The sequence below is a fragment of the Allobosea sp. genome (assembly GCF_035999205.1).
GTDB lineage: Bacteria > Pseudomonadota > Alphaproteobacteria > Rhizobiales > Beijerinckiaceae > Allobosea.
The window spans coordinates 294,180-310,633 of record NZ_DASYHA010000024.1 but is presented as its reverse complement, the minus strand read 5'-3'; the positions used below and the strand labels follow the sequence as shown (position 1 = coordinate 310,633).

Genomic DNA, 16,454 nt, shown 5'->3' with positions numbered 1-16,454 from the left:
GTGGCCTGTTCAGGTGGACGCGCTTGGGCTTGGACTTGCCGGATTGAGCGGCGGGAGAGTCGAGGGGAGCGCGCCCCGCTTTTGATGACGGGCATCGTCGCGATCGCCCAGCAGTCCGGCCAGCTCCGCGCCGTCGCTGCGCGACCAACTCCCGCCGGTGCCGAACAGGTGGCGCTCGAGTTGATCGAGAAGCGCATCGCTGCGGCCGCGGCTTCGCAGTGCCGCCCGTTCCTCCTTGGGCAGGCGGAGCAGCCAGGCCTGCAGGGCGTGATAAGTCGCCGCCGCGTCGCCTGTGCCGGCGGCGGTGCGCAGGAGCTTTCGAGCGTAGGCCTCGGATTTCAGGTGGCGCTCGCGGCGATGCTGCCAGTTAGCCGTCAGCCTCGGTCCCGCCCACAGGATGATCGGGAGGAGGGCCAGCCCGATCAAGCCGGCGGCGATCGCTCGGCGCCACGCCAGAAGCATGCCGCGCCAACCCTGCGGCGTGGGGGCCGCAGCTGCCATGACGGTGACAGTGATACCGTCGAGGGTCTCTGAGCGAGCCCGTCGGTCATCCGTGTCCCACCAGGGTTGGGACAGCGGCGGCAGGGCGTATGTTCCCGGCCTTTCGAAGACATAGGTGACCTTGTCGGTGCGAACGCCTTCGACGGAGCCACGCTCGACCCGGTCGTCGACGACCGGCGGATCGGCATAGACCCGCACGCCTGCCGGAGCGGCGAATCGAAACTCGGCCATGCCGAGCGCCGGAACGTCGGTGGCCTTGCGGCGGATGGTGCGGGTGATTGCGTCGCCGGCCTTGAACGCCGATGACGGGTCCGGCGACCAGCTTTCGCTGGCTTGGACATGCGGAGCCGCTAGGACCGGACCGGACGGATCGATACCCGCAGGTATCGTGACGGCGAAGTTGAGCGCCTGCCCAGCGGCGGTGCCGATCGGGTTGCCCGCGCGGTCGAGCAACGTCACATCGGCGGCGGGAAGGGCGACATCGCCGCCACGTCTCGGAAACACCACGAACTCGAAGATCTGGCCGACATAGTCCTGACCGTCGACGGTTTCACGGGTGGTGACGGCCTGCTGCTCGAAGCGCATGAGCTGCGCCCCTGGAGGGGCGGCGACCTTGACCATCGGCGGATGCGGCATCTCCCCGGGAAACAGGACCTTGACGTGCAGCAGGACCGGTTGACCGATCACGATGCCTTCCGACGGAGCGATCGAGGTCTGCACCAAAGCGGCGGTGGCCGGTGCTTGCGCGAGTGCCGGAGCCCAGAGCCAGCAGCAGAGCAAGACCAGGACGAACCGCATCATGGGTTGCCCCGCTCTGCTGCAGACTGGAGCTGGTAGGAGAACTTGACGCGCAGGAAGTCGGCCGGTCGGGTCTGGACGCGCTTGAGCCAGAGCGCGCGAACCGCGTCGTCGGACATTGCCTTGCCCGGCTCCTGGACCGTCGTATCCTCGCCACCCTTCTTGGTCTTGTCGTAGACGATCGCATCCGGCTTGGATTCGGTGTCGCCGGTGACGCCACCTTCCAGCTTCTTGCGCTCGCCGCGGATGCGGGCGATCTCGCGATTGGTGGTCGCGTCCGGCCAGCCCGGGCGCAGCGCAAGCGCGCGGTCATAGCGCTTCACCGCGTCCTCGTATTCGCCAAGCATGACGAGGGCGTTGCCCTGGTCGTAGGCGCTCTCGGCGGTGTCGAGGGCGGCGAAGTCCGGTGCTGCGGCCTTGAAGTCGCCGGCCCGGAACAGCGCGATGCCGCGCCAGAGCGGATCGCGGAAGGCCTCCGCCGCAGCGCCCGGTTGATCCCGATGCAGCAGGAGGCGGCCGCGCTGGTCCGGCGTCAGGAACAGGTTGCGCCAGCCGTCACGTTGGGCTGCGACCGCGAGAGCGCCGAGGGTGACCAGGGCGACGATGCCGAAAGGCCGCCATCGCTGTGTGTTTCGGTGCGTCATGTCAGCACCCAGCCGCGGCGGAACCAGAGCAGGGCGAGGAGGGCGAAGAGAGGGGTGAGCCAGTACCCTGCCTCCTTCCAATGCTGGCCTTCACCCGCAATCCCGGAGATTCGGCCGACATTGTCGAGGCGCCGGGCGACGGCGGCGACGTCGGCCTGATCCGGCGTTGTCGCGATCACGGTCGCCCCCAGCGCACGCGCGGCTTCGTCGAGGGCGGTCGCGTCGAGATTGGGCGGGACCATCGCCAGGATCGTGCTCTCGCCGACCCCCGCCGTGCCGAGCCGTGAGAGCTGCTCTGCGGAAACCGTGTCCGCCATCACCAGAATCGAGCCGCCATGCCCGCCGCCCGACAGCACGCGTCGCCCCATGATGACGGCGCTGGCGAGATCGTCGCCCTCCTTGGGCATGATGCCGGGTTCCAGCGCCTTCGCGAGATCGACCACGACCTGGGGATCCGGGGTAGGGGGCAGCACGAGGTGGGACGAGCCGGAATAGGCGACGAGTCCGGTCGCGGCACCCTCGCGCAGGGCCAGCAGATCAGAGAGCTTCTGCCGAGCCCGGTCGAGCCGCGTCGGTGCGAGGTCCGCGCTCGTCATGGAAGGCGTGACCTTGAGGATGACCACGACGGGCGGCTTGGCGTCTGCGAAGGGCGACGGCTCGCGCTGCCAGGCCGGGCCGGCGACGGCGACGGCGGCGAGCGTCCAGGCCGCCAGAAGCAGGAGGTCCGGTGTCAGACGGGAGCGCTTGCCGCTGTAGACCAGGAGATGCTCGAGCAGTTCCGCGTCGATGACCCGGCGCCAGCGGCCGACCACATCGGCGGCCCGGCGTTCCAGCCAGAACAGGACGATGGCCGGGACGAGGGCGAGGAGCCAGAGCGGGCGTTCGAAGTGAAAGGCAGAGAGTGCCTCGATCATGCTGCCCTCCCTGCGGCCAGCGCCGGATCCGCTTGCGACGGCGTGGGAGCGCGGCGACGCCACAGCAGGCGCAGAGCCTGCGTCAGCAACGACAGCACGAGGGCGGCGGCCAGCGGGATCCAGTAGACATCCCGCTTCGGGCGGAAGCTCACCGTGTCGATCCGGCGGGTCTCGATCTCGTCCAGGCGCTGGTAGATGCCGGCGAGTTGGTCGCGATCGAGCGCCCGGAAGAAGCCGCCCCCCGTGGTGCTTGCGACCTGCTTGAGTGCGGCTTCGTCAAGCTTGTCTTCGCCAGCGGCAGTCGGATCGCCGACCGCGACGGTGTGAATGACGATGCCCCGGTCCTTCGCCACTCCGGCGGCTTCGGCAGGGGGCACCTTGCTCGCGGTGTCGTTGCCGTCGGTCAGCGCAATGATGGTCTTGGCCTTGACTGTGCTCTTGTCGAACAACCCGATGCCGAGGCCGATCGCGTCGCCGAAGGCGGTCCGCGGCCCGGCCATTCCGACAACGGTATCGCGCAACAGGGCACGGCTGAGATCGAGATCGGTGGTGAAGGGGACGAGCGCGAAGGGAGCGTCGCCGAACACCACGACGCCGACTCGATCGCCCTTGCGACGCGACAGGAAATCGTCGAGGACCTGCTTTACGGCCGTCAGCCGGTCGACCGTCTTGCCCGAAGCATCGACGAAATCCTTGGTGTCCATCGAGCCTGAGAGATCGACCAGCAGCAGGAGGTCGCGGGTCGGTTGGTCCCGGTGAATCGGCGGTTCGATCCATTGCGGCCGCGCCAGCGCTGCGAGAGCCAGGAGCCAGCAGAGGATAAGGACGATCAGCGGAAGGACCTGACGCGGCGCCACGACGCCGCCGTGATGCGGCTGCTGACCGCTCGACCTGACGAGGCGCTCGATGAAGGGAACCCGCAGCCCGGTCCGGGTGCTGGCATGGGCGGGCAGGAGCCACCAGACCGCGAGGGGGAGCGGGGCGAGAAGGGCGAGCCAGGGATAGGCGAAGGTCAGCACGGTCAGGCCTCCTGGCCGAGAGGCTTGCGGCCGTCGCGAATCCAGATGCTGGCCTGGGCGATGAGCGCGCGCTGCTCGGAAGGTTCACGGGCTGGCCCGGCGGCATAGACCTCCAGGAGCGCGCTTCGGATCGGTCGGGCATCGAAACTGGCCTTGGCCTTGCTGGCAACGAAGTCCGCCCAGGCCTCGCCGCTGAGCGACGCCACTCGTCCGCGGCCATAGTCCACCATGGCGACGCGCTTGAGGATGGACGCGACGCGGCCGACGATGTCGGCTTCGCTGCGCTCGACTTCGGCGCCGAGCACAGTCAGCTCGGCGATCGCGGCTCGGCGATGGGCAGCCGCTCGATAGCGCTGGATCGCATGCCAGAGCGCAATCGCTAGCAGGGCCGTGCAGGCTACGCCGAGGATCCAGATTCCGGGGGCGGGGGGCCAGAACGCAATCTCTGGCGGCAGCGCCAGATCGCGCAGGTTGGCGAGGCTTCCTGGATCGCCGTTCATCAGCCGCTCCTGCCCTGGGCGGCCGCGACGCGGCGGTCACCGCTTCGCCCGATCAGTTCTCGAAACTGCTCGGCGGCGTCCCTGTCGGTGGAGATCGGCAGCACGGGAATCGCCCGGCGGCGGGACAGGCTCGCCAGCCGCGCCCGCCATTCGGCATGGTCGTCCGAAAATCCGCTTCGCAGGCGCGGCGACGAGGTATCGACCTCAACGTCGCCGGCCGCTGCGCTGAAGACGGCTGGCCCGATATCGGGAAGGGCGCGTTCCAGCGGGTCGTGGACATAGATCGCCAGGACGTCGTTGTGCGCGCAAAGCTGCGTCACCAGCCGGGCGGTTTCGTCATCCTCGCCGGCAGCGTCCGAAATCAGGCAGACGAGCCAGTCATGCGTGGCCATGCGCGCGGCCCGGCGCAGGGCCTCGTTGAGCTTTTGCGGTGCAGCCTCCCCGGAGGTCCCGCTCGCCAGCGCATGATTTTGGCGAACGACCTCCGACAGGACGCGGACGACGCCGAGGTCACGCCCCTGCGGCCTGATTTCGACGATGTCATCGTCGCCGAAGACGATCGCCCCGACGCGGTCGCCAAGCGAGGTCACCCGCCAGGCCGCGACCGCAGCGGCATCCGCGGCCACGACCGATTTCATCGCGCGGCGGCTGCCGAAGAACATCGTGCTGCGCTGGTCGACGATCAGCAGGACCGGCCTGTCGCGCTCTTCCGAATAGACGCGGACATGGGGGGAGCCGAGGCGGGCGGTCGCCAGCCAGTCGATCGAGCGGGTGTCGTCGCCCTCGAAATAGTGCCGCAGCTCCTCGAAATTGAGGCCGCGTCCACGCAGGCGCGAAGCATGGCGCCCGGCCAGCAGGCTGTGGACCGGCTGCCGGGGCAGGAAGCTGAACCCCTTGGCGCGATGCTTCAGCCGCAGCAGGTCGTCGAGCGTGACGAATGCCCGCGCTCCCTTCGCCGGCGCTGCCGCGCCAGTCCTGGCTCGTTCACGCATCAGGCCCATGTGCAGACCTCGCTTCAGGCTGCGACCGCAACCTGCTTGATGATCTCGTCGAGGACGCCATCTGCCGTCATCCCATCGGCTCCGGCCTCGTAGCTGAGCGATACGCGATGGCGCAGGCAGTCATGCGCGATCGCCTGGACGTCCTCAGGCGTGACGTAATCGCGGCCCTTGAGCCAGGCATAGGCGCGCGAGCAGCGGTCGAGCGCGAGCGAACCGCGCGGGCTCGCGCCGACGGCGATCCAGCTCCCGAGCTTGTCGCCGAACTCGCCCGGCCGGCGCGTCGCGGCGATGAGGCCGACCATATAGGCCTCGACCGCGTCCTTGGTCGTGACCCGGTCGATCTCGGAACGGGCTTCGAGAATGACCTTCTGCGGAAGCTTGGATGCGGGCTGCGCGCTGTCGCCCGGGGCCTTGGCGTTCTCGGCGCGCACCAGCCGCATCACCTTCACCTCGTCGGCGTCGGACGGGTAGTCGATCCGGACATGCATCAGGAACCGATCCATCTGCGCTTCCGGGAGGGGATAGGTCCCCTCCTGCTCGATCGGGTTCTGGGTTGCGAGTACCATGAACAGCTCGGGCAGGTCGTAGCGCGTGCCGGCAACGGTGACATGCCGTTCTTCCATCGCCTCGAGCAGCGAGGACTGGACCTTGGCCGGCGCGCGGTTGATCTCGTCGGCGAGGACGAGATTGCCGAAGACCGGCCCCTTGCGGAACTCGAACTTGCCGTCGCCGCGCAGAATCTCGCCGCCGGTCACGTCCGAGGGCAGAAGGTCCGGCGTGAACTGGATGCGGCTGAAATCGGATTCGAGGTTCTTCGACAGGCTCTTGATCGCCCGTGTCTTGGCGAGGCCGGGCAGGCCTTCGAGCAGCACGTTGCCATTTGCGAGCAGCGCGATGACGAGCCGCTCGACGACGCGCTCCTGCCCGATGATGTCCTGGTTGATACGGCTCTGAAGCTCGAGAATGGTGTCACGAGGCGAGGTCGAGGCTCCGGCCATCATCGTTTCCCAATTGGCTGGCGCCGAATCCCGGACGAAGGGATCGGCAAGTCGTCGCGGCGCCTATTGCAGGGCCGGCTGCGGAAGGATGTCGCTTCCGGATAAGTCGGCCGGCTGCAGCATGCGGATTCGAAGTCGTTCGATCGGGCAGCAAGAAAACGACGGCGCGGCGGCACGTGGCCGCCGCGCCAGATCCAGATTTAGCGTGGCCGGAGTCTTTCGAGGTCTCCGAGCCGCTTCAAGGCGGCTTGCTGCTGCAGCAGGCCGTAATTGATGCCCGACGCGTTTAACGAGCTGCCGGCTTGGTAAGGATACTCGGCGAAGTCGGAGAAGAACTCTTTCACCTTCCCCTGGATGGGCACCAGCAGCCACATCTGCTGGGCGAAGAACTTCATCGACTCGCCGCCTTCCTTGGTGCCGCGCTCATAGGGGTCCATGCGCAGATTGGTGATGTTCGCCCAGGATGGCACCTCGCGCGTGGCAGTCGCGATGTTCCCCTCACTGGCCACGGCGAAGCTGACCTTCCAGTCGTTCCAGCGGACGGCATTGAGGTTGCCGCCCTGGTCGAAATAGAACATCGCGTCGCGCGGCCCCTTCTTCTCGTCGCCCTTCAGGAACGGCAGGAAGTTGTAGCCGTCGAGATGGACCTTGAAGGTCTTGCTCCCGCTCTGGAAGCCGGTCTTCATCTTCTCCTTGACGTCGCCCAAACCGGCGGCGGCGCAGAGGGTGGGGAACCAATCCATCAGCGTGATCATGTCGTTGACCTGGGTCCCGGGCTTCACCACGCCCGGCCAGCGTACCATCATCGGAATGCGCATACCGCCTTCCCAGGTCGTGCCCTTCTCGCCCCGGAACATCGTCATCGCGCCGTCGGGCCAGAGTGCGAGCTCGGCGCCGTTGTCGGTGGTGTAGAGCACGATGGTATTGTCGGTGATGCCGAGATCGTCGAGCTGCTTCAGCAGCTGCCCGACATGACCGTCATGCTCGACCATTCCGTCGGCATGGATGCCCATCCCGGTCTTGCCCAGCGATTCCGGCTTGAGATGGGTGAAGACGTGCATGCGCGTCGAATTGAACCAGCAGAAGAACGGCTTCTGCGCCTTGGCCTGCCGGTCGATGAAGTCCTTGGCTCCGGCCAGGAACTCCTCGTCGATCGTCGGCATGCGCTTGGTGTTGAGCGGGCCGGTATCCTCGATCTTGCCATCGGCTGAGGTCTTCAGGACGCCGCGAGGCCCGAACTGGCGCTTGAAGTTGGGATCCTTCGGATAGAAATAGCCCTCCGGCTCCTCCTCTGCATTCAGGTGGTAGAGATTGCCGAAGAACTCGTCGAAGCCATGACGCGTCGGCAGGTGCTCGTCGCGGTCGCCGAGATGGTTCTTGCCGAACTGGCCGGTGGCGTAGCCGGCGCTCTTCAGGGCATCGGCGATGGTCGGCATCCAGTCCTGGATACCGTGCGGGTCGCCGGGCATGCCGATCGTCAGAAGCCCGGTGCGGAACGGCTCCTGCCCGAGGATGAAGGAGGCGCGGCCGGCGGTGCAGCTCTGCTGCCCATAGGCATCGGTGAAGATGGCGCCTTCGCTGGCGATGCGGTCGATATTGGGCGTGCGATAGCCCATCATGCCCATCGTGTAGGCGCTGATCTGGGGAATGCCGATGTCATCGCCGAAGATGACGAGGATGTTCGGCTTGCGCCCCGCTGCGGCGGCCGGCTGCTGTTGGGCTTGCGCGACTTGAGCCGTGGCGTCGGTTCCGAGCGCGGCGGCCGTCGCGGTCATCAGGGCTGTCCCTGAGAGCAAGAGCCTCCGGCGGTCCAGGCTGGCGCCGTCTTGGGCGGACGTCGCTTCTGCTTTTCGATCCAAGTCCGTCTTCATCGTGCGTTCTCCAACAGGCTTACGAAAGGCAATCACGCGATCGGTCTGACGCCGCAGCGAAAGCCGGCAAGGCTGGTCGATGCGGCGATCGGCTCGGTATGGAGGGCGGCCCGGCGATGGCACCGGCATTGGCTCGGGGCGCCGCGAGGTAAGCCGCCCTTTGACACCTTGCGAGGAATTGGGCTGCCTTGTGCGTCGGCATCCTTTCACCAACTGGAGACCGGGGGTGGGGTGCGTACCCGACCGGGGACGCACCCGCGGCGGTCACTGACTCGACACGTTCCTGAGCTGGGCCTCGATCTTGGTCAGGTTGAAGGACCCCGGCGTCTGGCTCGGCGGATAATCCTTCATCGACTGGAGGAATTGCGCCGCCAGCCCCTGAATCGGGACGATGACGAAGACGCGGTCGAGGAACCAGTCATTGTAGACGTTGGCGTTGTGCTGTGCCTTCTCGAAGGGGTCGCGGCGCATGTGGAAGAGCAGGGGGACACGCAATTCGGTGAAGGGCTCGCGCCAGACGCCGAAGGCCTGGCCTCGGTTCTCGAGGAAGACGACCTTCCAGTCCTCGTAGCGTGCTGCCACGACCTGCCCGTCGTCGTTGACGTACCAGAATTCCTTACGCGGGGATTCCTTTGTCTTTCCAGTTAGATAGTCTAGTTGGTTATAACCATCTATGTAGTTCTTGTAGGGGCGGCCGTTCAGCGTCACGCCCTTGAGCAGTTGCTCCTTGATGTCGGCCGCGCCCGCAGCGGCGGCAAAGGTCGGGAGCCAGTCCTCATGCGCCACGATGCCGTTCAGCGTGGTGCCGGCGGGGAACTTGCCCGGCCAGCGAATGAAGGCCGGCACGCGATAGGCACCTTCCCAGTTCGAGTTCTTCTCGCTGCGGAAGGGGGTGGTCCCTGCATCGGGCCAGGTGTTGTAGTGGGGACCGTTGTCGGTCGAGTAGAAGACGATGGTGTTGTCGGCGATGCCGAGATCGTCGAGCTTCTTCAGGAGCAGACCGACCATGCCGTCGTGCTCGACCATGCCGTCGCTGTACTCGTCCTGCCCGGACTTGCCGCGATTGGCTTCCTTCACATGGGTGCGGAAGTGCATCCGGGTTGCGTTCCACCAGCAGAAGAACGGCTTGTTGGCCTTGACCTGCCGGTCGATGAAGTCGATCGCGGCGGTGTTGGTCTCTTCGTCGATCGTCTCCATCCGCTTCTTGGTCAGCGGCCCGGTATCCTCGATCTTGCCGTCAGCGGACGCCTTGATCACGCCGCGCGGGCCGAACTTCTTCCGGAATTCGGGGTTCTTGGGATAATCGATGTTCTCAGGCTCTTCCTCCGCATTGAGGTGGTAGAGGTTGCCGAGGAACTCGTCGAAGCCGTGCTGCGTCGGCAGGTGCTCGTCGCGGTCGCCCTGGTGGTTCTTGCCGAACTGGCCGGTGGCATAGCCCTGCGATTTCAGCACGGTCGCCATGGTGACATCGGTCTTCTGCCAGCCTTCCTTGGCGCCCGGCAGGCCAACCTTGGTCATGCCTGTGCGCACCGGCACGTTGCCGCCGATGAAGGCGGCGCGCCCGGCGGTGCAGCTCTGCTGGCCGTAATAGTCGGTGAAGGAAACGCCCTCCTTGGCGATGCGGTCGATGTTGGGCGTGTGGTAGCCCATCATGCCGCGATTATTGTGGCTGATATTCCAGGTGCCGATGTCGTCGCCCCAGATCACCAGGATGTTGGGAGCGCGCCCGGCGGGCGCCGCAGCGCGCGGCGGGGTGGCTTGCTGTGCCGTCGCTTCGGTGCCGACTGTGGCGGCTGCCGCCATGAGTGCAGTTCCCGAGAGCAGGATCCTGCGGCGGTCAAGGTTGGGATTGTCGTTCGTCGATGAGGGCTTGCCGGTCTTGTCTTCGCTGCGTGACATGGCGGTCTCCATGATTTCCGGGCGTAAGATCGTGCTGCGCGTCTCTTTGGTTGTCTTGTTTGGAGGAAGATTTCGCTTTTAGTTGTCAAAATAACAGGAGAATGACTGGAATAATTCTCAAATTAAACCGTGTTGCTGGGATTATGCTTGATTGCTAGCCTTTGACAAGGCGATGTGTACCATTGGCTTTGCGTCATGGTGCCGATCCTCCTTGAATGCGCATCCTTCGCTGGCTCCGGAACCCTTGCGTTGTCCGGACCGGCCGCGTCATAGCGCCGGCGGAAACACGGTCTTCCAGTCCGCCTTCATGTCGACAATGGTCCAACCCTTGGCCTTGCCTTCGTCTAGCGCCTTATCCAGCTTGCCGATGGCCGATTTGCGGTCATAGGCCCATTCGCGCTCGCCGTCGGTGTGATGGACGATCAGCGCCAGCCGTGGGCCGGCGCCGGCGGTGGTGTATTGCAGCATCTGCAGGTCGCCGTCCGAGTTGCCGAAGGCGAGGATCGGGCGGCGGCCGATGAAGCGATTGATGCCGACGGGCTTGCCTGCGCCATCGTCGATGAATTCGATCTTGGCTTCCTTGAACAGATCGAACTTGCCGTCGGCGCCGGCGCGGTATTTGACCACGCCTGACGAGCCCACCACCTGCTCGGGCGGGATGCCATAGGTCTTATCGGCGAAGACGCGCATGAACTCGACGCCACCGCCCGAGACGATGAACGTCTTGAAGCCGTTGGCGCGCAGATAGGCCAGCAGTTCGAGTTGAGGCTGGTAGACCATCTCGTCGTACCGGCGCTTCGTCGTGGGGTGACGCGCCGAGGCCAGCCAGTTCGCGACGGACGCCGCGAAGGCCTCGGTCGTCATGCCGGAATGGGTCTTGGCCATGACCTGCAAGAGTCCCTTGTGGCCATCGGCCATCAATGCCTTGAGATCGCCGGCGAGGACGGCTTTGAATGGTTGCTTGGCCTTCAGTTCAGGCTGTGCGGCAACGAGGCGCTTGACCTCGTCGAAGGCGAACAGCACCTGAAAATAGGCGGGCTGCTCCGCCCAGAGCGTGCCGTCATTGTCGAAGGTTGCGATCCGCTCGGCCGGCTTGACGTAATCGGCCCCGCCCTCCCGCGTCACCTTGGCGACGAAGTCGAGGATAGACTGCTTCGCCTTGCCGTCGTTCCAGGAGGGCAGGGGATCGGTTTGGGCGAAGGCGGCTGCACTCAGAACGAGGCCGCATACAAGCAAGGTTACCTTTGCCGAGATCGCGACGAGTTTGCGCATGATGGCCAGTTCCGTCTCGCTTGAGCGTTGATCGACGGCCGGGGCGCACTTCACCGGCGCGCCCCGGTTGCTGCTCGCTATTTGGATGCCCGGCTTGCGGCCTGATCCAGGTTCTTCATCAGGGCCTCGACCATCTGGTCGACGCTGAAGCTCGCCGGGCGCTGGCTCGGCGGGAAGTCCTTGAAGGTCTGGAGGAAGGGGGCAACCTTGTAGACACCGTACTGGATCAGGTAGGCGTTCTTCGCCAGCCAGTCGTAATATTGGTCAGAGACGACATCGGCCCGCTCCATCGGGTCCATGCGCAGGTTGAAGACCTTCGGTGCGCGCAGGCAGGTGAAGGGATTGGCCCAGACGACGAAGCCGCCCGGCGCGCGCTGCTCGCAGAACACGATCTTCCAATCGTTGTAGCGATAGGAGACGAGCTCGCCGTCGTCATTGAAGTAGAAGAACTCGTTCCTCGCGGATTTCGGCTGCTGGCCTGTCAGGTAAGGCAGCTGGTTGTAGCCATCGAGATGAACCTTGGCCTGCTTTCCGGCCAGGTTGGTTCCTTTGAGCAGCTTGTCCTTGACCTCCGCATCGCCGGCCGCCGCGACCAGCGTCGGGAACCAGTCGAGACCGGACATCATCTCGTTCGAGACTTCGCCCGCCTTGATCCGGCCCGGCCAGCGGATCATCGCCGGCACGCGGAAGGCGCCCTCCCAGTTGGTGTCCTTCTCGGAGCGGAACTGCGTCGTGGCCGCGTCCGGCCATGACCATTGGTTCGGGCCATTGTCGGTCGTGTAGATCACGATGGTGTTGTTGGCGACGCCGAGATCGTCGATCGCCTTCAGGAGCTTGCCGACATCCTCGTCATGCTCGAGCATGCCGTCGGCATATTCGTTGCCGGGCATGCCGCTGCGGCCCTTCATTGACTCGCGCACATGGGTGTAGACGTGCATGCGCGTCGTGTTCATCCAGGTGAAGAACGGCTTCTGCGCCCGCACCTGCCGCTGCATGAAGTCGATCGCGGCCGCGGTGGTCTCGTCGTCGATCGTCTCCATCCGCTTGGCGGTGAGCGGGCCGGTGTCTTCGATCTTCCCGTCGGCTGATGTCTTCAGCACGCCGCGAGGCGAATTGGCTTTGACGAAGGCGGTATCGTTCTTCGGGTAATAGGGGCGTTCCGGCTCCTCCTCGGCATTGAGATGGTAGAGATTGCCGAAGAACTCGTCGAAGCCGTGCCGCGTCGGCAGGTACTCGTCCCGGTCGCCGAGATGGTTCTTGCCGAACTGGCCGGTCGCATAGCCGAGTGGCTTCAAGGCCGCGGCGATGGTGACGTCGCGGTCCTGCAGGCCGACCGTCGCGCCGGGGATGCCGACCTTGCACAGGCCGGTGCGCAAGCAGACCTGGCCGGTGATGAAGGTGGAGCGGCCGGCGGTGCACGAGTTCTCGGCGTAATAGTCCGTGAACATCGTACCTTCCTTGGCGATCCGGTCGATGTTCGGCGTCCGGTAGCCAACGAGCCCGTGCGAATAGGCGCTGATGTTCGACTGCCCGACGTCGTCACCGAAGATAACGAGGATGTTCGGACGGGCCTGGGCCTGCGCGGGCGCCTGGGTCGGAGCAGGCGCCGGCTGCGCCATCGCAGGCACAACAAGGGATGCCGAGCCGAGCGTCACGGTCGCGACGATCGTCGCGCAGGCGAGGAGCAGGCGTCGTCTCAGCGTCGCTGTTGCAGATGGTGCCGCGGGCCTGGAAACGGGATCTGGCAGTTCGGACATGGCTGTCTTTTCCTCCGCTACTGTTTCACCTGGGTCGGGCACGGGTTCGGTCATTTCACCCCGGCGGGGCTGCGCCTGGCCTCACCACGCAGCGGAAACCGAGATGGCAGGTCGACGTGTCGATCGGCTCGGCATGGCGCGCCGCCGGGCGGTAGCGTCGGCAATAATTCGGCGCGCACAGAAACGAGCCGCCCTTGATGACGCGCCGTGGGATCCGGATCTGCGGCTGGCGGGGGTCGAGGCTGTCTTCCTCGCGGCCGCCGCGTGGGTTCTTCGGAATGCAGCAGGCCTTGGCCGCATCGGGCTCGTGGCGGGCGGAGAAATAGTCGTTCGTCCACTCCCAGACATTGCCGATCATGTCGTGGAGCCCATAGCCGTTCGGCGGGAAGGAGCCGACGGGCGAGGTCCGCTCATAGCCGTCGAGCTTCAGGTTCTCGTTCGGGAACTGCCCCTGCCAGGTGTTGGCCATCTGGTTGCCGCCGGGGGCCAGTTCGCTGCCCTCCCAGGCGTATTCGGCTCCATCGAGGCCGCCGCGCGCCGCATACTCCCACTCGGCTTCGGTCGGCAGATCGGCGCCAATCCACTGCGCGTAGGCGAGGGCGTCACGGTAGGCCACATGGACGACCGGGTGGTCGTCGAGGCCGCGATTGGTCGAGTTGCGTCCGTTCGGGCGGCGCCAATTCGCGCCGAACTCGAAGTTCCACCACTCGCCCCAGTTGCGCAGGTCGACGGGACGGCCCGGCGAGTGGAAAACGAGCGATCCGGCCTTCAGCATATGCGGCAGGGCGCCCGGATAGTCCTTCGGATCGGGCGGGATCTCGGCGAAGGTGCGGTGGCCCGTCGCTTCGACGAAGGCGCGGAACTGCCGGTTCGTCACCGGCGTCGTCTGGATCCAGAAGCCGTCGACGGCAACGCGATGGACGGGCGCCTCCTCCGGGTAATGCGCATCCGAGCCCATACGGAATGTCCCACCGGGAATCCACGCCATGCCATCCTGAGGCGGGGTAGGTTGCCGGTGGGGGGCATCCGGGTCGGCGAGGGCATGATCCAAACTCATGGGGCGATCTTAGGCATCGCTCGATCCCTTCTCCATCGGGGAAAACCCTGACCCCCGGCCTAGAACGGATTGACGTAGTTAAGAATCGCGATCTGCCGCAGCAGCACCTTCCGGATGAGGTGGGCCGCCTTGACCCGATCGGTGAAGATCGCCGCCTCGCCTGCTGCGCCTGCGGGCAGTGAGGCCGCGAAGGCCTGGTCGTCGAGCTTGACGCGAACCGCGAAGGGCGCCGCCTGAATCTCCCTCGGCATGGTGGCCGCGCCCGAGACCTGGACCTGCCCGGTTGCGATTGCCTGCAACACGCTTTCCACCCTGCCGGAGAAGATCTGGCCGGGCGCAAATTTGAAGGTCAGTTCGACCGTCTGGCCTGCCGCGATATAGCGCGCGTCGATCTGGTTGATCTCGACGCCGATGATCGTCTCTGCGGTGTCGACGAAGGACATCACGGGTGACAGCGGCAGGCTCGCGACGCGGGCACCCTTCCGCAAGGCGAGATTGGTGACAAAGCCGGCCGCGGGTGCGCGCACCGTCGTCTTCTCGAGGTTCCATTCCGCCCCGACGAGTTGGGCGCGGAGCTGATCGACGGAAGCCTGCCGCTCTTCGACATCGAAGGCGCGGCCGGTGCCCTGGCGCTGCAATTGCGTCATCTCGGCGAGCCGCGTCTCCTGGAACGCGAGCTGCGCCCGGATCGCGTCCGCCTGAGACTGGAATGGCGTCGGGTCGATCCGGAACAGAATGTCGCCGGCCTTCAGTGGCTGGTTTGCCTGAACGGGAACCTCGATGACCTCCCCGGCGACATCCGGGACGATCGCGACCGAGTTTCGGATGACGAGGGCATCGCCCTGCGGAGCGCCCCAGTTCATCGGGATGAACAGGCCGATCAGCAGCAGCAGGAGGACGAGGACCGGCGAGACCTTCCAGAACAGGTTGAAGGGGACGATCCTCAGCTTCACCAGGATGAACAGGAGCGCCAGGTAGACATTGAGCAGGACGACGATCATCGCGCGCCTCCGGCCTCACCGGGTCTGCGGGCGGGGTTCTGCGGGACGTCGACAAAGGCCCAGATCAAAACCAGGGGCCAGAGCAGGAATCCCAGAAACAGCGTCACCCAACCACCGACCGTGACAGCCTCGACCCATGGGTGGTTGCGCCTCCTTGCAACCATTCCGGGCAGCATCGCCATGAAGACGATGACGAAGACCGTGCTCGCGGCGAGGACGATCAGCACGATCCAGGCGAAGATGTCCAAGCCGCTCATATCGTTCCGCCTTCCGATCCACCCACGCCGGATGGTCATTGTCGGGAAGGTGAGGGCGAAGATGTATCGGGGCAAACCCCGAGCCGAGCGGGTTTGTCGTCGCCCCGGCCGACGGTCAGGGCTCGACGATCCTGTTCCTTACCGCATAGCGCACGAGGGCCGCCGTCGTGCTCAGATGCAGCTTGTGCATGACAGCGGAGCGATGGGTCTCCACGGTCTTCAGGCTGATGTTGAGAATCCGGCTCGCTTCCTTGCTGGAATTGCCTTCGGCGATGAGCTGGACGACCTCACGTTCGCGCGGCGTCAACGTGCCCGTTTCGCCGCCGCCCGGCTGTGACAGATAGTGCTTGAGCAAGGTCTCGCTGATATGTGCGGTGAAATAAGGCTGACGGCGTGCGAGAGCATCGAGCGCGGCCAGAATGGTACGATCCGCGTCCGATTTCACCAGGAAGCCGCGGGCGCCAGCGGTGAGAACCTCCCTGATCAGGACGTCGCCGTCATGCGTCGAGAAGATCAGAACCTGGGTTTCGGGGGATTCCGAGCAGATCTGGCGCGTGAGCTGCGCGCCGTTCATCGCCGGGATGGAATAGTCGACAATGGCGATGTCCGGCTTCGTTTCGAGCGCCAGATCGAGCGCTTCCCTGCCATCCTGGGCCTCGGCGACGACCTCCCAGCCCGGGCGGCTTTCGATGATCGAGCGCACGCCGCGCCGGACGATATCGTGGTCGTCGGCGATCAGGACGCGCACCGGCTTTCGGGTAGGTCGCGCGCTTTCGCGCAAATCCGGATATGCATTCATGTCCGTGCCCGTACCGTGCCTGGGAATGCCCGAATGGAAAGGCACGGTATCATAGCCATCACGCAGCGGAAGGGGTTTTCCCTTAGGATCAAATGGCGTCGCGGCGGATGATCGCCGCGACGCCATGCCTGTCATCCTGCAACTTTACACGGAAGGTGCAGGACCG

The 16,454-nt window shown here is 65.5% G+C and carries 15 protein-coding genes; all 15 read right to left on the bottom strand.

The window, feature by feature from the left end; genetic code table 11:
* Window positions 1-9: 9 nt before the first annotated feature.
* Window positions 10-1,299: a hypothetical protein gene (locus VGN82_RS14050; protein ID WP_327527638.1), complete on the bottom strand. Its 1,290-nt coding sequence runs from the start codon at window positions 1,297-1,299 to the stop codon at window positions 10-12.
* A complete protein-coding gene (locus tag VGN82_RS14045) occupies window positions 1,299-1,943 on the bottom strand; it encodes a tetratricopeptide repeat protein (RefSeq protein WP_327527637.1) in 645 nt (214 codons plus the stop codon). The genes VGN82_RS14050 and VGN82_RS14045 overlap by 1 nt, the downstream gene beginning before the upstream one ends.
* Window positions 1,940-2,857, bottom strand: coding sequence for a vWA domain-containing protein (locus VGN82_RS14040; protein WP_327527636.1), 918 nt, complete (start codon window positions 2,855-2,857; stop codon window positions 1,940-1,942). The genes VGN82_RS14045 and VGN82_RS14040 overlap by 4 nt, the downstream gene beginning before the upstream one ends.
* The gene (locus tag VGN82_RS14035) at window positions 2,854-3,876 is read right to left on the bottom strand and encodes a VWA domain-containing protein (protein WP_327527635.1); all 1,023 of its coding nucleotides are present in this window, start codon (window positions 3,874-3,876) and stop codon (window positions 2,854-2,856) included. The genes VGN82_RS14040 and VGN82_RS14035 overlap by 4 nt, the downstream gene beginning before the upstream one ends.
* A 2-nt stretch (window positions 3,877-3,878) precedes the next feature.
* A complete protein-coding gene (locus VGN82_RS14030) occupies window positions 3,879-4,376 on the bottom strand; it encodes a DUF4381 domain-containing protein (protein ID WP_327527634.1) in 498 nt (165 codons plus the stop codon).
* Entirely contained in the window at window positions 4,376-5,377 is a 1,002-nt protein-coding gene (locus tag VGN82_RS14025) for a DUF58 domain-containing protein (protein WP_327527633.1), read from the bottom strand. The genes VGN82_RS14030 and VGN82_RS14025 overlap by 1 nt, the downstream gene beginning before the upstream one ends.
* Before the next feature lie 14 nt (window positions 5,378-5,391).
* Window positions 5,392-6,375, bottom strand: coding sequence for an AAA family ATPase (locus tag VGN82_RS14020; RefSeq protein ID WP_327527632.1), 984 nt, complete (start codon window positions 6,373-6,375; stop codon window positions 5,392-5,394).
* Window positions 6,376-6,575: 200 nt separating this feature from the next.
* Window positions 6,576-8,246 carry an arylsulfatase gene (locus VGN82_RS14015; RefSeq protein ID WP_327527631.1) on the bottom strand — a complete coding sequence of 557 codons (1,671 nt, stop codon included), beginning with the start codon at window positions 8,244-8,246 and terminating at the stop codon, window positions 6,576-6,578.
* A 264-nt stretch (window positions 8,247-8,510) separates the two neighbouring features.
* Window positions 8,511-10,145: an arylsulfatase gene (locus VGN82_RS14010; RefSeq protein WP_327527630.1), complete on the bottom strand. Its 1,635-nt coding sequence runs from the start codon at window positions 10,143-10,145 to the stop codon at window positions 8,511-8,513.
* Between the two features lie 267 nt (window positions 10,146-10,412).
* Window positions 10,413-11,417, bottom strand: coding sequence for an HAD family hydrolase (locus VGN82_RS14005; protein ID WP_327527629.1), 1,005 nt, complete (start codon window positions 11,415-11,417; stop codon window positions 10,413-10,415).
* A 77-nt stretch (window positions 11,418-11,494) separates the two neighbouring features.
* The gene (locus tag VGN82_RS14000) at window positions 11,495-13,174 is read right to left on the bottom strand and encodes an arylsulfatase (RefSeq protein ID WP_414644289.1); all 1,680 of its coding nucleotides are present in this window, start codon (window positions 13,172-13,174) and stop codon (window positions 11,495-11,497) included.
* Window positions 13,175-13,229: 55 nt separating this feature from the next.
* Window positions 13,230-14,162, bottom strand: a complete 933-nt coding sequence (locus VGN82_RS13995) for a formylglycine-generating enzyme family protein (protein WP_327527628.1) — start codon at window positions 14,160-14,162, stop codon at window positions 13,230-13,232.
* 128 nt (window positions 14,163-14,290) lie between these two features.
* On the bottom strand, window positions 14,291-15,232 hold the full coding sequence (locus VGN82_RS13990) for an HlyD family secretion protein (protein WP_327527627.1): 942 nt from the start codon (window positions 15,230-15,232) through the stop codon (window positions 14,291-14,293).
* Window positions 15,229-15,489, bottom strand: coding sequence for a DUF3302 domain-containing protein (locus VGN82_RS13985; RefSeq protein ID WP_327527626.1), 261 nt, complete (start codon window positions 15,487-15,489; stop codon window positions 15,229-15,231). Before VGN82_RS13985 ends, VGN82_RS13990 begins: the two co-directional genes overlap by 4 nt.
* Window positions 15,490-15,604: 115 nt before the next feature.
* Entirely contained in the window at window positions 15,605-16,414 is an 810-nt protein-coding gene (locus VGN82_RS13980) for a response regulator transcription factor (RefSeq protein WP_327527625.1), read from the bottom strand.
* Window positions 16,415-16,454 lie beyond the last annotated feature (40 nt).